17 protein-coding genes are annotated in these 16,030 nt (G+C 65.8%); 11 read left to right on the top strand and 6 right to left on the bottom strand.

Annotated elements, in window-relative coordinates; translation table 11 throughout:
• The first annotated feature begins 7 nt into the window (after positions 1-7).
• The 9 genes from HSRCO_RS13095 (at position 8) to rdgB (ending at position 4,831) form a co-directional block, all read left to right on the top strand.
• Positions 8-373, top strand: coding sequence for a PIN domain-containing protein (locus HSRCO_RS13095; RefSeq protein WP_259518088.1), 366 nt, complete (start codon positions 8-10; stop codon positions 371-373).
• A complete protein-coding gene (locus HSRCO_RS13090; protein WP_259518087.1) occupies positions 374-943 on the top strand; it encodes a DNA-directed RNA polymerase in 570 nt (189 codons plus the stop codon). It abuts the gene before it with no gap.
• A complete protein-coding gene (spt4, locus tag HSRCO_RS13085; RefSeq protein WP_259518086.1) occupies positions 944-1,141 on the top strand; it encodes a transcription elongation factor subunit Spt4 in 198 nt (65 codons plus the stop codon).
• Positions 1,142-1,148: 7 nt separating this feature from the next.
• Positions 1,149-1,697 (top strand): GTP-dependent dephospho-CoA kinase family protein, encoded by a 549-nt coding sequence (locus HSRCO_RS13080; protein WP_259518085.1) that lies wholly within the window; start codon positions 1,149-1,151, stop codon positions 1,695-1,697.
• Between the two features lie 57 nt (positions 1,698-1,754).
• Positions 1,755-2,063: a 30S ribosomal protein S24e gene (locus tag HSRCO_RS13075; RefSeq protein WP_259518084.1), complete on the top strand. Its 309-nt coding sequence runs from the start codon at positions 1,755-1,757 to the stop codon at positions 2,061-2,063.
• Complete coding sequence (locus tag HSRCO_RS13070) at positions 2,063-2,194, top strand: 30S ribosomal protein S27ae (RefSeq protein ID WP_259518083.1); 132 nt, start codon at positions 2,063-2,065, stop codon at positions 2,192-2,194. The genes HSRCO_RS13075 and HSRCO_RS13070 overlap by 1 nt, the downstream gene beginning before the upstream one ends.
• 3 nt (positions 2,195-2,197) lie before the next feature.
• A complete protein-coding gene (locus tag HSRCO_RS13065) occupies positions 2,198-3,769 on the top strand; it encodes a bifunctional N(6)-L-threonylcarbamoyladenine synthase/serine/threonine protein kinase (protein WP_259518082.1) in 1,572 nt (523 codons plus the stop codon).
• A 205-nt stretch (positions 3,770-3,974) separates the two neighbouring features.
• Positions 3,975-4,244, top strand: a complete 270-nt coding sequence (locus tag HSRCO_RS13060) for a DUF5808 domain-containing protein (protein ID WP_259518081.1) — start codon at positions 3,975-3,977, stop codon at positions 4,242-4,244.
• 44 nt (positions 4,245-4,288) lie between these two features.
• Positions 4,289-4,831, top strand: coding sequence for an RdgB/HAM1 family non-canonical purine NTP pyrophosphatase (gene rdgB, locus HSRCO_RS13055; protein WP_259518080.1), 543 nt, complete (start codon positions 4,289-4,291; stop codon positions 4,829-4,831).
• 3 nt (positions 4,832-4,834) lie between these two features.
• Here rdgB and HSRCO_RS13050 read toward each other — a convergent pair whose 3' ends face one another.
• Positions 4,835-5,302, bottom strand: coding sequence for a hypothetical protein (locus tag HSRCO_RS13050; protein WP_259518079.1), 468 nt, complete (start codon positions 5,300-5,302; stop codon positions 4,835-4,837).
• Positions 5,303-5,396: 94 nt separating this feature from the next.
• Positions 5,397-6,167: a DUF6517 family protein gene (locus HSRCO_RS13045; RefSeq protein WP_259518078.1), complete on the bottom strand. Its 771-nt coding sequence runs from the start codon at positions 6,165-6,167 to the stop codon at positions 5,397-5,399.
• Positions 6,168-6,383: 216 nt separating this feature from the next.
• Between HSRCO_RS13045 and HSRCO_RS13040 the strand changes: the two genes are divergently transcribed.
• Together HSRCO_RS13040 and HSRCO_RS13035 are read left to right on the top strand one after the other, a co-directional pair.
• Complete coding sequence (locus HSRCO_RS13040; protein WP_259518077.1) at positions 6,384-8,459, top strand: hypothetical protein; 2,076 nt, start codon at positions 6,384-6,386, stop codon at positions 8,457-8,459.
• Positions 8,460-8,558: 99 nt separating this feature from the next.
• Positions 8,559-10,637, top strand: a complete 2,079-nt coding sequence (locus HSRCO_RS13035; RefSeq protein WP_259518076.1) for a hypothetical protein — start codon at positions 8,559-8,561, stop codon at positions 10,635-10,637.
• 1 nt (position 10,638) lies between these two features.
• Here the strand turns inward: HSRCO_RS13035 and HSRCO_RS13030 are convergent, their stop codons facing one another.
• From HSRCO_RS13030 to HSRCO_RS13015, 4 genes are all read right to left on the bottom strand, one after another.
• The gene (locus HSRCO_RS13030; protein WP_259519816.1) at positions 10,639-10,794 is read right to left on the bottom strand and encodes a hypothetical protein; all 156 of its coding nucleotides are present in this window, start codon (positions 10,792-10,794) and stop codon (positions 10,639-10,641) included.
• 207 nt (positions 10,795-11,001) lie between these two features.
• Complete coding sequence (locus tag HSRCO_RS13025; RefSeq protein ID WP_259518075.1) at positions 11,002-12,546, bottom strand: DASS family sodium-coupled anion symporter; 1,545 nt, start codon at positions 12,544-12,546, stop codon at positions 11,002-11,004.
• A gap of 31 nt (positions 12,547-12,577) precedes the next feature.
• The gene (locus HSRCO_RS13020) at positions 12,578-15,376 is read right to left on the bottom strand and encodes an HAD-IC family P-type ATPase (protein ID WP_259518074.1); all 2,799 of its coding nucleotides are present in this window, start codon (positions 15,374-15,376) and stop codon (positions 12,578-12,580) included.
• A 193-nt stretch (positions 15,377-15,569) separates the two neighbouring features.
• Positions 15,570-15,941: an Hsp20/alpha crystallin family protein gene (locus tag HSRCO_RS13015; RefSeq protein ID WP_259518073.1), complete on the bottom strand. Its 372-nt coding sequence runs from the start codon at positions 15,939-15,941 to the stop codon at positions 15,570-15,572.
• Positions 15,942-16,030: the final 89 nt, after the last annotated feature.

The raw sequence follows: 16,030 nt of genomic DNA, 5'->3' as shown, positions 1-16,030 counted from the left end.
GGTCGCCATGGACGCCAACGCACTCATGATGCCGGTCGAATCCGGCGTCCGCGTCTTCGACGAACTCGACCGGCTGCTCGGGGCCTACGACTGCGTGGTTCCCGACGTGGTCCGGGACGAGTTGGCGAAACTGGCCGAGAACGGCGGCACCGAGGGCCGCGCGGCCAGCGTCGGCGCGGACCTGGCGTCCCGCTGTGACACCGCCGAGACGGCCGAACCGTACGCCGACGACGCCCTGTACGACCTCGCCACGACCGGCGCGGTCGACGCCGTCGTCACGAACGACGCCCCACTCCGGTCGCGCCTGCTCGACGCGGGCGTACCGGTAATACATTTACGGGGCCGGAATAAACTAACCCGCACTAACCCATAGATGTACAAACGAGTCAGGCTCAAGGATACGGTGGAGGTTCCGCCGCGACACCTCGCCGAGGTGACGCCGGACCTCGTCAAGCGACTCCTCCAGGACAAACTCGAGGGTCGCATGGACGAGGACGTCGGCAGCGTCGTGACCGTCACCGAGGTACACGATATCGGCGAGGGAGCCGTCATCCCGAACCGGCCCGGCGTCTACTACGAGGCCGAGTTCGACGCGGTCACCTTCGACCCGGAGATGCAAGAAGTCGTGGACGGCGAGATCGTCGAGGTCGTCAGTTTCGGCGCCTTCGTCGGGATCGGCCCCGTCGACGGCCTCCTCCACGTCTCCCAGATCTCCGATGAGTACCTCGCCTTCGACGAGGAGAACCAGCAACTCGCATCCCGCGAGTCGAATCGCACCCTGGGCGTCGGCGACGCCGTCCGCGCCCGCATCGTCACGAAGAGCATCGACGAACGCAACCCGCGGGAGTCGAAGATCGGACTCACCGCCAAACAGCCAGGCCTCGGCAAGCACGGCTGGCTCCGCGAGGACCGCAAGGAAGAGCAGGCGGCGGAGGGCGAGTAGATGGCGTCGAACCGGCTTGCCTGTCGCGAGTGTCACCACATCGTCGACCCCGACGAGAACGCCTGTCCGTACTGCGGGTCGACGACGCTCACCGAGGACTGGGCCGGGTACGTCGTGATCACCCACCCCGAGCAAAGCGAGATCGCGACGAAGATGGAGGTCAGCGAACCCGGCGAGTACGCGCTCAAGGTCCGGTAATCGATCCGTGGTCCGCACCGTCGCGAGCCTCCCCGAGTCGGCGAGAGCGGCGTTCAAGGAGCCGCTGGGCCCTATCTTCCAGGACGCCGATGCCCTCCTCGAGGACGCCGGCACCCCACTGATCACCGTCGGCGACGTCGTCACCTATCACATCGTCGGTGCCGGCGTCACGCCCCACGTCGCCATAATCGACGGGATCACCGAACGGGAACCGGTCAGCGAAGACGTGCGCCGTGGGATCCCCGACGCCGACAGGGCGGTCTCCGTCGAGAACCCCCCCGGCACGCTCACGGAGTCGTTGCTCCTGGCACTCGATGAGGCCCTCGATGCCGAGGAGCGCACGCTGCTCCGCGTGACGGGAGAGGAGGACCTGGCGACGCTGCCCGCGGTCCTCCTCGCACCAGCTAATGCGAGCATCGTCTACGGGCAACCTGGCGAGGGGATGGTACGGGTGGGGGTCACCGAACCGCGTCGCGAGGCCGTCCGTGAACTCTGTGGGTCGCTGGAGACTGATGAGCGGTTCTGGGAACTCGTCGACGCCGAATCGCCGGCGTGACGGTACGCGCTTCGAAATCCTTTTACTGATTTCGACACCTATCACGACTAACTGACCATGGAAATCGACATTCTGGAGCAGGAGACGAACTCCATGCTCCACCGGACCGACGTCACGTTCGAGGTCGTCCACGAGGACGCCAGCCCCTCGAGACTCTCCGTCCGCGACAGTCTCGCCGCAAAACTCGACAAGGACTCCGAGGAGGTCGTCGTGGCCAAGCTCGACACCAAATTCGGCATGCGCAAGACGGTCGGCTACGCGAAGGTCTACGAGTCGGCTGCCGACGCGGCGGACGTCGAGCAGGAGTACATGCTCGAGCGCAACAAGATCGCGGCCGACGGCGAGGGCGAGGAGGCCGCCGAATAATGGTGCGCGGCGACTACTACGAGGACGGCGAGGCCACGAAGGAGCGCTGTCCCCGCTGTGAGGACGCGTTCCTCGCAGACCATGACGACCGCATGCACTGCGGTCGCTGTGGTTACACCGAGTGGAAGTAAGGCGTGCGCGTTCTCGGTATCGAGGGCACCGCGTGGGCCGCGAGCGCCGCGGTCTTCGACGACGAGACCGACGACGTCACTATCGAGACCGACGCGTACCAGCCCGATAGCGGCGGTATTCACCCGCGCGAAGCCGCCGAACACATGCGCGAGGCCATCCCGTCGGTCGTCGATCGCGCCCTCTCGACCGCCGACGGTCCCATCGACGTCGTCGCCTTCTCCCGTGGCCCCGGTCTCGGTCCCTGTCTGCGCGTCGTCGGCACTGCCGCTCGTGCCCTGTCCCAGACCCTCGACGTCCCACTGGTGGGCGTCAACCACATGGTCGCCCACCTCGAGATCGGGCGCCACCGCTCCGGGTTCGAGTCGCCGGTCTGCCTGAACGTGAGCGGCGCGAACGCCCACGTGCTCGGGTATCGCAACGGCCGGTACCGGGTGCTCGGGGAGACGATGGACACCGGCGCGGGCAACGCCATCGACAAGTTCACCCGCCACGTCGGCTGGACGCATCCCGGCGGCCCGAAGGTCGAGGATGCGGCGAGGTCGGGCGAGTACCTGGATCTCCCCTACGTCGTCAAGGGGATGGACTTCTCCTTCTCGGGGATCATGAGTGCCGCCAAGCAGGCCTCCGACGACGGCGTCCCAGTCGAGGACGTGAGCCGCGGTCTCCAGGAGACGATGTTCGCGATGCTCACGGAGGTCGCCGAACGCGCCCTCTCGCTCACCGGGCGCGACGAACTCGTGGTGGGTGGTGGCGTCGCCCAGAACGAACGCCTCCAGGAGATGCTCCGCGAGATGGCCGCCCAGCGCGGCGCGGACGTCTTCGTCCCCGAATCACGGTTCCTCCGCGACAACGCGGGGATGATCGCGGTCCTCGGCGCGAAGATGGCCGCCGCTGGCGACACCATCGACGTCGCCGACTCGGGCATCGACGCGGACTTCCGCCCCGACCAGGTGCCGGTCACCTGGCGGTCGGGTGAGTCGGTCGACGTGAGGGGGGATCCGGTTGGAGCGATCAGGGGCGCCGAAGCGGTCGTGACCGTCGACGACCGAACGGTCACGAAACGTCGTCGGCAGAAGACCTACCGTCACCCGTCGCTCGACGAGCGCCTCCGTCGCGAGCGGACCGTCGAGGAGGCGCGGCTCACGCACGACGCACGACGAGTGGGGGTGCCGACACCGGTCATCCACGACGTGGACCTCACGGAGCACACCATCGTCTTCGAGTACGTCGGGGAGCGGGACCTCCGCGACGCGCTCGCCGAATCCCGCGTCCAGGCCGTCGGCGAACACCTCACCACGCTCCACGACGCGGGGATTGTCCACGGCGATCCGACGACGCGGAACATCCGCGTGGACGGGCCACGCACGTACCTCATCGATTTCGGCCTCGGCTACTACTCGCGGGACGTCGAGGACTACGCGATGGACTTGCACGTCTTCGAGCAGAGTCTCCGGGGGACGGCGAACGACCCCGAGGCGCTCGTCGAGACAGTCGAGTCGGCGTACGCGGCGTCCGGGGACGAAGTGGTACTCGATCGGCTCCGGGCCATCGAGGGACGCGGGCGGTATCAATAAGCGAACAGGTGGTCGGGTGGGGGGACGGTGCCGGTCGGTCCGTTTTCTCGGTCCGGAGCGGGTGACCACACTCCCGCCTGGTTCGCTCCGGGCCATGCGCTACGTCATGGCCCGTACTGGAACCGTCATCGTATTTGAACGGCCGGGAATACGGGGCCGGCGTCCTGCCCAAACGATTTTATCCGGTGCGAGCGTAGAATGAAACATGGTTGACAAACCCACGTCGGGCGAACTTTTCGGGGTTCCGTACAACTTCGAACGACCGAGCATGAAACGCCTCCTCGAGGCTTACTGGCAGCCGGGCGAGGAGATGCTCGTCGAGAAGCCCTTCGGGGTTGGCTATACGCTGAATCTCGCGAACTGGCGATCCTGGATCGTCGTGGCCGTCGCCGGTGTCCTGCTCTGGCGCGAGCGCCAGTCCGAGGCCGAGGCGGCACGCGACGACGGACCGGTCGAGGTCGTCGTCGACGACTAAGCGGGAACCGACGCCTCTTTTCTTCGCGGGGCGGAGTTTCCGGTATGCTCAACTTCGCGACGACCAACGAGGGCAAACTCGAGGAGGCACGGTCGCACCTGGCGGGCGTGACGGACGTCGAGCAGTTCGACTACGATTATCTGGAGATCCAGAGCGACGATCTGGCGGCCATCGCCGCACGCGGCGCGCGCGAATCGTTCGACGCCCTGGAGGGTGAGGCCCCCGTCATCGTCGACGATACGGGCCTCTTCATCCGAGAGTTCGACGGGTTCCCCGGCCCCTACGCGGCCTACGTCGAGCACACGCTCGGGGTCGAACGGGTCTGGGATCTCGCCAGCGACCTCGAGGACCGCCGCGCCGCCTTCCGCTGTATCGTCGCGTACGCCGACGAGGACGGCGTCGAGACCTTCGAGGGGCGCGTTCAGGGCACGCTCGTCGCCCCACGCGGCGAGGGCGGATTCGGCTACGACCCCATCTTCGAGTTCGACGGCACGACCTTTGCGGAGATGCGTACCGAGGAGAAGAATGCCTTCTCGCACCGGGCGCGGGCGCTCTCGAAACTCGCCGATTGGCTGGTCGACGAGTGAAAACTACCCTCGCGGGTCGCGGTCGGGGCCGGGATAGCTGCCGCCCTTCACCGCCTCGTACAGCGACGCTGCATCGAACATGCTGACGAAGGCGTCGGGGAGGCGCACACTCGTCTGCACTCTCGCAGACAGCGCCGCATTCGTTCCGGGCGAGGCGAGCGATTCGTCGAGTGTGAGCAGGTGGCCGGCGGATCCGGCGAGGGCGGCCGCCAGGGCCGGATGATCCTCCGCGGGATGATCGACGATCGACGCTTCGGCTTCGACACGCTCGCGCCAGTCGGTCGCGAGGTGCTCGTCACCGAGTTCGGCGATCACTGATTCTGCGTCGTCGAGCAGTGCCTCGCTCGCCACGAGGGTCATCCAGTCGTGGGACCGGACGAGATCCATGGCTGCACGCGCCCGACCGTCGACGAAGAGATCGGCAGCGAGGACGTCGGCGTCCGCGACGACACTCGCTGGGTCCGGCTTCACGACCGATCACCTCGGCGTCGGTCGTGTGCCGATCGAATCTCGTCGATCGTCACGTCGTGGGCCGCCGCCCGCTCGAAGAGATCCGTCCAGGTCGTCATTTCACGGCCCTCACGAGCGACCGGATCTCCTGGCGATAGCGATCCGGTTTCAGGCCGAGGTCGACGTCGACGGTGACGGTGATGGCAGCGGAGAGCTCTTCGGTCACCGTCTCGGTCACGTTCGAGGCGGGATAGGCACCGCCGGCGACGAGGACGGACCCCTCGTGTGACCAGACGGCCAGGTCGCCCTCGACGTCGATCGGCGACCCGGTGAGGGAGATCGACCGGTCGTCGGTCACCGGGACGGAGACCCCATCGAAGGGGAACTCGGCCTCGAACGTCGTCAGGCGTGCGTCCGCTCCGGTGTCCACGGCCAGCGATCCGGTGTCGACCTGCCCGACGTTCTCCAGCCCCGCCTTCTCCATCTGCGTGGCGAACTGCGAGCGGGCGGCGGTCTCACTCCGGTCGACGATCCGGTCGGTCGCGACGCTTCCGGGGAGGTCCGCGAGGTTCGGGCTGAAGTCGACGCGTGTCGCCGCGAACATCGCCATCGCTCCGTCGACCCGACCGAGCGTCTTCTCTTTGATCGCTTCCCGTAACTCATCGTCGCTGTAAACCAGCGAGTGCGATTTCGCCTCGATGGTGACCGGGCCGTAGCTCTCCTCGAAGACCATCTCCTCGGATTCGTCCTGTAGTGTCCACCCGCCCTCCTCCAGTCGATCCGTCGGGACGACAGGTGCACCAACCGACCCGAGCGCACTGGAACATCCCGCGAGCGTGGCCAGGGCCCCGGCCCCGGTGACTGCGAGGAACTGCCTTCGTTGCATGCGCGTCCCCAGGAACTCGGCCGGCATCTCTTTTGTGCTCTCTCGTGGGGGGCCGACCACCGGTCGAGCGAAACCTCCACGACCACCCTGCTCTCGCAGACAGCACCGGTGGTAATTATTGGGGAGTGCCCCACCCTCAGTATGACTCCCATCGTCCCATTGACCAAATCCGGCAATGGTATACGCCATTCCCTCTAACGACACCAGATAACAGACATGTCCAGGGTCGCTTTGTATTTCGACGTCAGGCCCTCTCTCCCTGGACTGGCCATTCTCGACCCCATCCAGGGGCGCCGGGTACCCATCGAGACCGACGACGTCCCCGACCTCGTCGAGCAACCGACGGATGCCCTGCCGTTTCCCGTCGATACGGTCTCCACGTTCACGTCGCGATCGCTCCGGTTGGACCAGGGTGATCACGTGGTGGTCTGGCCGGACGGGGCGGCCGCCACCGAACCCATCCAGGCCCACCAGACGGGGTCGTTCGGGCCCGGCACTCACCATATCGAGATCAGTGGCCCCATCAAACTCTACCTCGCCGTCGAGGGGCCGTTCAGCATCGAGGTCGGTATCGACTTCATCGACGTCGACCTCGTCGACCGGACGACGGTCTCGGTGGGTGCCCGGTCGTACCACGAACGACCGGCGGGTACCATCACGGTCGGCGATGACCCCGAGGACGTGATGACGGCCATCTCGGCGTTCGGCTCGGCGCTGAAATCGACGACGCCGGACGTCTCCTTCCCGACGCTCCGTGGCCATCCGCCGCTGATCGAGACGGGCGACGCTCTCGCCATCCCGGATGGCCTCTCGATGCCGGATTCGGGTATTACGATCGAGGTCCCCCGGACGCGACGGATGATCTACCCGACGGCCTCGCTCGCGTTCTACCTCGGTTCGAGGGTCGAACCGGGTCCGACCCCCCGCATCCGCACGACCGAGGGATTCGAGTATCCACTGGACGACGAACGGTGGCTCGAGGACGCGATAACGCGGGTCCTTCGCCAGGTTCTCCTCTTCGACGCGGTGGTCCGATCGGCGGGCCCGTACGGACAGTCGGTGCTCGAAGGCGACGTGGTCGAACCACTGCTCGAGAGCGACCCGTCCACCCTCTACGACCGCCCGATGCGCGAACGTCTCGAAGCCTATCTCGCGGTCCCTGCCGAGGAGGTCGCGGACGTCGGACCGCGCTGGGCGATGACGGCGTACGTCCCCCCGACGACCGAAGGGGCGGCGTTTCTTCCCTACGTCGTGAACGAACTCGGTATCATCAGGAATCCACGCGGGACGCGGATCGACGGTCGCGAAGCCCGATCATCGCTCGGTGTCCCGGACGAACGGTCGCGACGATACGTCAGCGCGGGCGACCGGGAACGTCTCATGATTCGTCCGGAGTTCTTCGACGATTCCGTCGAACACGTCTGGCTCGGTGACCACGTCCCCGTCGGTGCAACCAATGGGACGCTCGAATCGTTCGAATACGACCTCGAACGGACCGATTCGACCGGCTCCCTCGAGGTCGCCGTCGTCTCCACCAGACCGACGGCGGTGGACAGTCCCGACCTCGAAGCTGCGTACGACGTCCGCGAGGCACTCCAGATCGAGATGGAGACGTTTGCCGAGACCGAAACTGGCCAGCTTCGGTCGATCTTGGCCGCCGGCTACGACGTCGTGCATTTCATCGGCCAGACGGCTCCGGGAGAGATCGTGACAGCCGATGGAACGCTTACACTCTCGACGCTCGAGACTGTCGACGTGGGGATCGTCCTCCTCGAAGCGGACCACTCCTTCGAGGAGGCACTGTGGTTGGTCGAAAACGGAGCCATTGGCGGTCTCGGCACCGTCGGAACCGTTCCAGACGACCCCTCGCTCTCCATCGGCCGTCTCATCGCCCGCCTGTTGTCCATGGGATTTCCCCTGCGGGGCGCCCTCGAAATCGCCCGCGAGGAGGTCGACAGCGGGGAACAGTGTGTCCTCGTCGGGAACGGGAACGTGGACGTCGTCCAGCCCGATTCTGTCCTTCCAACGGTGGCGACTATCGTCCCCGACGATGGCGAATTTCTCGTACACTGGGACGCCTACCCGGCCGGAATGTTCCGTGTGGGGACTGAAGTGGAACCCTCGCCTGCCGCGGCAAGACGGTTTCTCGGGCCTGGAAACGGCAACCAGCGGGTACGACTATCCTCCTCGGAATTGCAGGCACTTGTCGAGCGTTCCGAGAGCCCCACTGTCGTCGACGGCCACCTCTACTGGACCCCGTCGGCGGTGCTCGATGCCCTGTCTCTCACCTGAGGGTTACCGGAAACGTACTGATAAATAGGATGAACTGCATCGTGCTAGCAACCGTCGGTACCGCCGAGCACGCGATCGGGGACACCGGCGTTGATAACGATGTCATCTGTCTCGATCACAGCCACCTCGACGGAGCCGGGGTTCGAGATACACGATACGATCGAGGGACGGAGTGTAACGTTCGAGACGGCCGAGGCCGTCGACCCCGAGTGCACCGACGAGGACCGGTTCCTGTACCCGACGGATGCTACCGCTACCATCGAGACGTCCGCGCTCCGACTCGGGACGATGGTCTCGATCTTCGTACGGACACCCTCTGGCGAGATGGTGGACCGCATCCGATCTCACCAGCGCCGAGAATTGTCGGACGGCATCTACCACGTCGAGATCAGCTCGACGGTAAAGGTGTACTTTCGGGTCGAAGGCCCCATCACCTTCGACGCCGGGGCCGATCACCTTGACATCGACTTCGACACGAGCCGGCGGGTGGATATCGGCGCCCGCTCCTATCATCAGCACCCGGCGGGGACGATCCAGACGACGATGGACCCCGGCGACCTGATGACCGCTATCGAGGCCTTTTCCTCGTCGATGAAGACGACCCGGCCGGAGATGTCCTACCCGACGCTTCGGGGCCATCCACCGTTACTCGAAATCGGCGAGGACCTCGAGATTCCCGACGATCTCGAATCCCCTGAGACGGGCATCACCATCGAGGTCCCACCACAACCGAGGATGATCTACCCGGTGGCCTCCCTCGCGTATTACCTCGGGGCGGAGATCAGCCGTGGGGAACCGCCCCGGATCGTCACGGAAGACGGATTCGACTATCCACTGGTAACCGAACGGTGGTTCGAGGACGAGGTCGCACAGGTCCTCAAACAGGTCCTGTTGCTCGATTCGGTCGTCCGGACGAAGGGGTTCTACGGCAACGACCTCTACGAACGGACCCTCGTCGAACCTCATCTGCAGACGGACCTCGAGACACTGTACGACCTTCCGTTGACGGAGCGGTTGCAGGAGTACCTGACCGTCGACTTCGAGGCCGTCCGCGAAGCGGTTCCCCGATGGGTGATGACCGCCTACGTCCCGCCCACCCCAGCGGGGGCCGAGACGCTCCCACACCTGGTGAACGAATTAGCGATCATCAGAAATCCCCGCGGGACTCGTGTCGATCGATCCGAGGCCAAGGACAATCTCGGCGTCTCGACGGAGACGGGGAGTAGCTTTCTCAACGACGGTAACCGTGTCCGCCTACTGATCAAGCCGGAACTGTTCGACGACTCGGTGGAACACGTCTGGTTCGGTGACCACGTCCCCATCGGTGCGACGAAGGGAACCATCGAGGCGTTCGAGGCCAAACTCGATCGGCCAGCGAAAGGACCTCAACTGACGATAGCGGTCGTCAGTAACGATCCGGGCCTCGTCCAGGAACCTGACGTCCTCGAGGAGACGTATCGAGGACGCGGTGATCTGGACTACGAAATCGACACGTTCGTCGGAACGACGACCGAGGAACTCCGCAACATATTGGGAACGTCGTACGATTTCCTCCACTACATCGGTGAGACCTCTTCAACTGGACTGCACGCCTCGGACGGGACTGTCGACGGTTCCGACCTCGCCGAGGTGGCCACTGAAGCGTTCCTTATCGACGCTGACCACTCCTTCGAGGAGGCGTTATCGTTGGCGCACCATGGGGCTCTCGGTGGGGTTGGAACGGTCGGGACGGTCGACAGGGATAGTGCCCTGCAGGTCGGACGGGCCATCGCCCGTCTGTTGAATGTGGGCTTCTCGATTCGCGGCGCACTTGACGTGATTCGCGAACAGGTGGCCGTCGGGAACCAGTACGTTGTCGTCGGAGACGGGAGTGTCGACATCGCTCAACCCGAATCGGCATTCCCGACGATCATCGACATCCAATCGAAGGAATCCAGGGGATTCTCCGTCGCGCTAGAGACGTATCCGGCCGGCATCTTTCGCGTCGGATCGACGGTTTCTCCCCATTTCCGCAATGCTGGCATGGATTTCCTTGCGCCAGGAACGATGGGGGTTCGGTATACGATGACACGGAGTGAATTGAACGAGGTAGCAGGGTGGGACTTCTCCCCGCTGCGTATCGACGGATCTCTCTACTGGAACAACACCGTTCAGAATTCGACGCTGCTGAAGGACTGAGTTACGGTCCGGCGTTCCCCGATGCAACAGCCCCCGCCGCGTTACCGGCCTGGCTGAGCAGGAGCAGCGTCATGAACACCACGCCTACCATCCGCGGGTGCTCGTTGAGGAATTCGGTGGTCGATGCGGACGCCGAGTCGGCAACACTCGAAGACATTACACCTTCATCGACACACCGTCACATATTCAATTTATCTAATATATTCATATAATTAATTACCGAAATTAATGAAAGAAACTCTTACGACCCCGGTAGGCGCGCTTGGTCAGATAATCGAACAGATGCCGGACACATAATTGTTCAGGTACTTCGTCGTTCTCGAGACCGTCGGTCCAGGGGCTGAGAGGTGGTCCGGATAGCGACTCAGCCGACCAGACCGAGCGCGATGGGGAGCCACAGGTATGTGAGCGCGACGAGTGCACCGATCCCCAGCAGGTTCAACAGGAGTCCCGCGCGGGCCATCTGCGGGACGCTGACGTAGCCGCTACCGAAGACGACCGCGTTGGGTGGGGTGGCGACGGGGAGCATGAACGCCAGCGAGGCCGCGAGCGCGGCTGCACCCATCAGCGTGATCGGTGAGACGCCCAGCGTCGCCCCGAGACTGGCCATGATCGGCATGAAGACGGTCGCGGTCGCCGTGTTCGATGTCACCTCGGTGAGGAAGACGACGACGGTGGCGACGACGAGGAGGATGGCGACCAGCGGGAGGCCCCCGAGCGCGGTGAAACTGCGGGCGATCACCTCGTCCAGACCGCTCTCCTGGAAGGCGTTCGCCAGGGAGAATCCGCCGCCGAGGAGGACGAGGACGCCCCACGGGAGCCGTTTGGCGTCGTCCCAGTGGAGCAAGAACTCCCCCTCGCGAAGGTCGGCCGGGATGGCAAAGAGGAGGACCCCACCCGCGAGGGCGATGACGGTGTCGGTCACCGACGGAAACAGGGGTTGGAGGACGAACGGCCGGAGTACCCACGCTGCGGCGACGAGGACGAAGACCACCAGCACCCGGCGCTCGCCCCGGGAGACGTCCCCGAGTACCTCTCGCTGGGTCTCGATGATCGCCTCGGTGGTGTCCGCCGCCCGTGACGGTGGGCGGAACAGCCACAAGAGGAGGTACCAGGTCACCAGGAGGAAGCCGACCGAGAGCGGCGTGGCGAAGAGCATCCAGTCGAGGAAGGTGATCTCGAGGCCGAATCTCGATTGGACGACGCCCGCGAAGACGGCGTTCGGTGGGCTGCCGATGATGGTCGCGACACCGCCGATACTCGCGCTGTAGGCGATGCCGAGCATCAACGCGAGGCCGAACCGGGTCTCCGGGAGGTCGTCCGGATCGATGCCCACGTCGTGGACCACATCGATCGGGGGACCATCGCCGGCCGGGGTCGACACTGGCGTCTCCCGCTCGGTGGCCGTCGGAACGCCGAACTCGGCGATGACGGCCATCCCGATGGGAACCATGAGCATCGCCGTCGCCGAGTTCGAGATCCACATCGAGAGGAACGCGGTCGAGACCATGAACCCGAGCAGGAGCCGGTCGGTCTGGACGCCCACGACGCCGACGATGGTGAGCGCGATCCGCCGGTGAAGGTGCCATCGTTCGATGGCGAGGGCGAGGAGGAACCCTCCGAGCAGGAGGAAGACGATCGGGTCGGCGTAGGGCGCCGTCGCGCCAGCCACGTCCACGACCCCGGTGAGAGGGAAGAGCACCACTGGCAGGAGACTCGTAGCCGGGATCGGAATCGCCTCGGTTACCCACCAGATGGCGATCCACAGGGTGCTGGCGAACGTCGCGTTCGCGACCGGCGACATGCCGAACGGCGAGAGGAGGGCCACCGTCCCGAAGGTCGTCGGCCCCAGGACGAGGCCGAGATGCTGTCTGGTGATGCGCTCGTGAAGCGGTTCCCCGTCGGTCATCGTCGTTGTACTGTCATCGTAGCGAGACGTTTCAGTCGTTTCGGTCGGAATCGGGTCGCCGTCGGTTTCGCTCGTTTCGGTCGGTCGAATCGTCGTCCGGCCGGTCGATCGCGGTGTCGCGACTGGTGGCTCCCGTCACGTCGCGCGGAAACCGTTTGCGCCAGGTCCAGCCGTGGATCTCCATCGCCACGAGCATCACGAGGGAGAGGCCCCCGAGGACGACCCACTGGTCGAACCCAACGGGCGCGGTTCCGAGGACCGCCTGGCCGACGGGGTGGTACATCGCGGCGAGGTGGACGACCATCGCGAGTGACGTCCCCGCCACCAACACGGGGCTACGCAGTGGCGAGAGGGCGAACACGGAGACCGTCTCGGAGCGGGCGTTTCCGATGTTGACCATCTCGAAGAGGACGATCAGGAGGAGCAGGTGGTTGCGGGCCACGTCTTCGGGGAGTCCCTGCCCGAGGAGCCAGCCGAAGGAGGCGAAGCCGAGGCCCCCGATGACCAGGGCCGCGACGCCGACCCGCTCGACCATCAACCGATCGAAGATGCGCTCCTCGGGATCCCGCGGCGGCCGGTCGAGGACGTCCCCCTCCTCGGGCTCGAAGGCCAGGGCGACGTCCTGGATGCCGTTGGTCACCAGGTTCAACCAGAGTATCTGGACCGGGAGCAGTGGGAGTGGCATACCGGCGGCGAGACTCGCGAGGACGAGGAGGACTTCCCCGGCACCGGTCGAGACGAGCAGGTAGACGATCTTGCGGATGTTGTCGTAGGCGACCCGGCCCGCCGCGATGCCGGCGACGATGGTCGCGAAGTTATCGTCGCTGATGACGAGTTCGGCGGCGTCGCGGGCGACGTCGGTCCCCGACTTCCCCATGGCGATTCCGATGTTCGCCTGGCGGAGGGCCGGCGCGTCGTTGACGCCATCGCCAGTCACCGCGACGAAGTGCCCGACGTTCCGTGCGGCCTCCACGATCTGGAGCTTCTGGGCCGGCGAGACGCGCGCGAAGACGCGGGTCGTCTCGAGGACGTCGCCGACCGCCTCCGGGGGAAGGTCGGCGAACTCGGCGCCGGTCATCACCGCCTCGGCGGTGTCCGCCAGGTCGAGGTCCCGGGCGATGGCGAGGGCGGTCTCCGGGTGGTCGCCGGTGACCATCGTGACGGCGATGCCGGCGTGCTCGGCCGCCGCGACGGCCTGGGCGACGCCGGGTCGGAGCGGGTCGATGAGCCCCAGGAACCCGAGGAGTGTCAGATGGCTCGGTTCCGTGTTTTGGGCGGTTTCCGTCGCCGACGCGACCGTTCCCTCCGCGAGCGCCAGCACGCGGTACCCCTGCTGGGCCATCTCGGTCACCTCCTCGCGCAGGCACGCACCTGAGGCCGCGTCGACTCCCTTCAGATCGCACATCTCCAGCACGCGTTCGGGTGCGCCCTTGACGAACACGCGCGTCTCGCCCTCGTTCTCGTGGTACGTGGCGCCGAAGCGGAACTCGGGTTCGAAGGGGCGGTCGCCGACGTGCGGGTAGCGGTCGAGCGCCGACCGCCGGGACCAGCCCAGTTTCTCGCCGAAGGCCAAAAGCGCGACGTCTGTCGGGTCGCCGCGCCAGGACCACTCGTCGTCGTGCTGGTAGAGGGCCCCCTCGTTGCAGAGCACTGCCGCCCTGGCGATTCGGCTCAGTTCGTCGGCGACGTCGGGGTCAGGCAGGTGGCCGTCCTGGAGGACGGTCCCTGTCGGGGCGTAGCCCGTGCCGGTGACCGAGACGGTCCGTCCCCCGGGGAGGCGCACCTGCTCGACGGTCAATTCGTTCTTCGTGAGCGTCCCCGTCTTGTCGGAGGCGATCATCGTACAGCTCCCGAGTCCCTCGACGGCCACCAGACGGCGGACGATGACCCCGACGCGTGCCATCCGTCGGCTGGCCACCCCCAGCGCGACCGTGATCCCGACTGGGAGCCCCTCCGGGATGGCCGACACCGCCAGCGCGACGGCGAAGAGAAACATCTCGACCGCGTCGATGTGACCGACACCGATACCGAGGAGTGCGGTGATGGTCGCGACGATCAGCACGACCACGCCCACGAGGCGGGTGAACCGCTCCATCCGAGCCACGAGCGGCGGGTCCCCACCTTCGACCGTGGTGACGTCCTCGGCGAGCTGCCCGACCTCGGTGTCTGTCCCGGTGGCCACGACCACCCCCCGCCCCCGTCCGCGGTTGACCACTGTTCCCGCGAAGGCCATATTCCGTCGATCACCGATCGGGACACGCTCGTCGCCGACCCAGTGCTCGTCTTTTACCACCCCGGCGGATTCGCCGGTCAGCGCCGACTCGTCGACCTCGAGGTTCCGGGAGGCGAGCAGGCGAACGTCCGCCGGTACTCGGTAGCCCGCCTCCAGGAGCACCACGTCGCCCGGGACCACGGCCTCGCCGTCGACGTCCTGGGTCTCCCCGTCCCGGACCACCGTCGCACGCGTGCGGATGAGTCCCTGTAACGCCTGGCTGCTCCGCTCGGCCTGCCACTCCTGGACGCCCCCGATGGCGGCGTTGACCCCGAGAACGAGGCCGATGAACAACGCGTCGACCGTCTCGCCGATGGCCAGCGAGACGATGGCCGCGAGCCCGAGCACGAAGATGAGCGAGTCGTCAAACTGGCGGAGGAGGATGCGCCACCAGCTGGCCGGCTCACGCTTCGGGAGCGCGTTCGGGCCGCACTCCTCGAGGCGGCGGGCCGCCTCCTCGCTGGCGAGTCCCGGCGGGTCGGTGTCGAGTTCCTCGATGACCCGCTCGACGTCCAGCGTGTCCCAGTGGCGCTCTCCCTCCCGCTCGGCGTCAGACATTGGATAATTGACATTCCACGGCCGGGAACTTAGCAGTCGGTGTCCAGCGGATGGGGTGCGCTTTCAGTCGGTCGCGGACCGTCGACGCAGCACCAACGCTTCGGCCGTGGCTCGCGCTGTGGGACGCGATTCGGCGAAAAAACAGGGCCGTCGGTCGGTTTCTTCGCGGTGCCGTGGCGGTGGCGACGGCCGATCAGGTCTCGATGTCGATCCGTTTGCCCTGGGTCGTCGCCCCCGCCATCACCGGGAGTCGGACCTCGAGGATGCCGTTGTGGTATTTCGCGTGGATCTCCTCGTCGTCGATGGTCTTGGGGAACCGGAAGCGCCGGTGGTAGGTCTTGCGCTGTGCGCGTTCGTCGTCGGCGTGCTCGGCGGAGATGTTGAGGACCCCGTCGTCCCACGCGACCTGGATCTCCTCGGGGTCGAAGCCCGGTAGTTCGACGCTCAACACGAACACGTCGTCCTCTTCGTACAGTTCGTAGTCGTTACGTCCGGTCTCGAAGAGTTGGCTCGGAAAGCCGGCACCCTGAAGCCACGAGTTTGCTGGCGTCGTCGGCAGTGCCATGGCTGTTCACCTCTGGCAGCATCAATTGATTGTTCGCGGTTCGTAATAAAATTTTTGCCGGCGGGAATGGCGTCGGAGCGCCGCTGGGC

Source organism: Halanaeroarchaeum sp. HSR-CO, from assembly GCF_024972755.1.
Taxonomy (GTDB): Archaea; Halobacteriota; Halobacteria; order Halobacteriales; family Halobacteriaceae; genus Halanaeroarchaeum.
The sequence above is the reverse complement of the archived record's forward strand: the minus strand, read 5'-3'. Positions and strand labels throughout refer to the sequence as shown.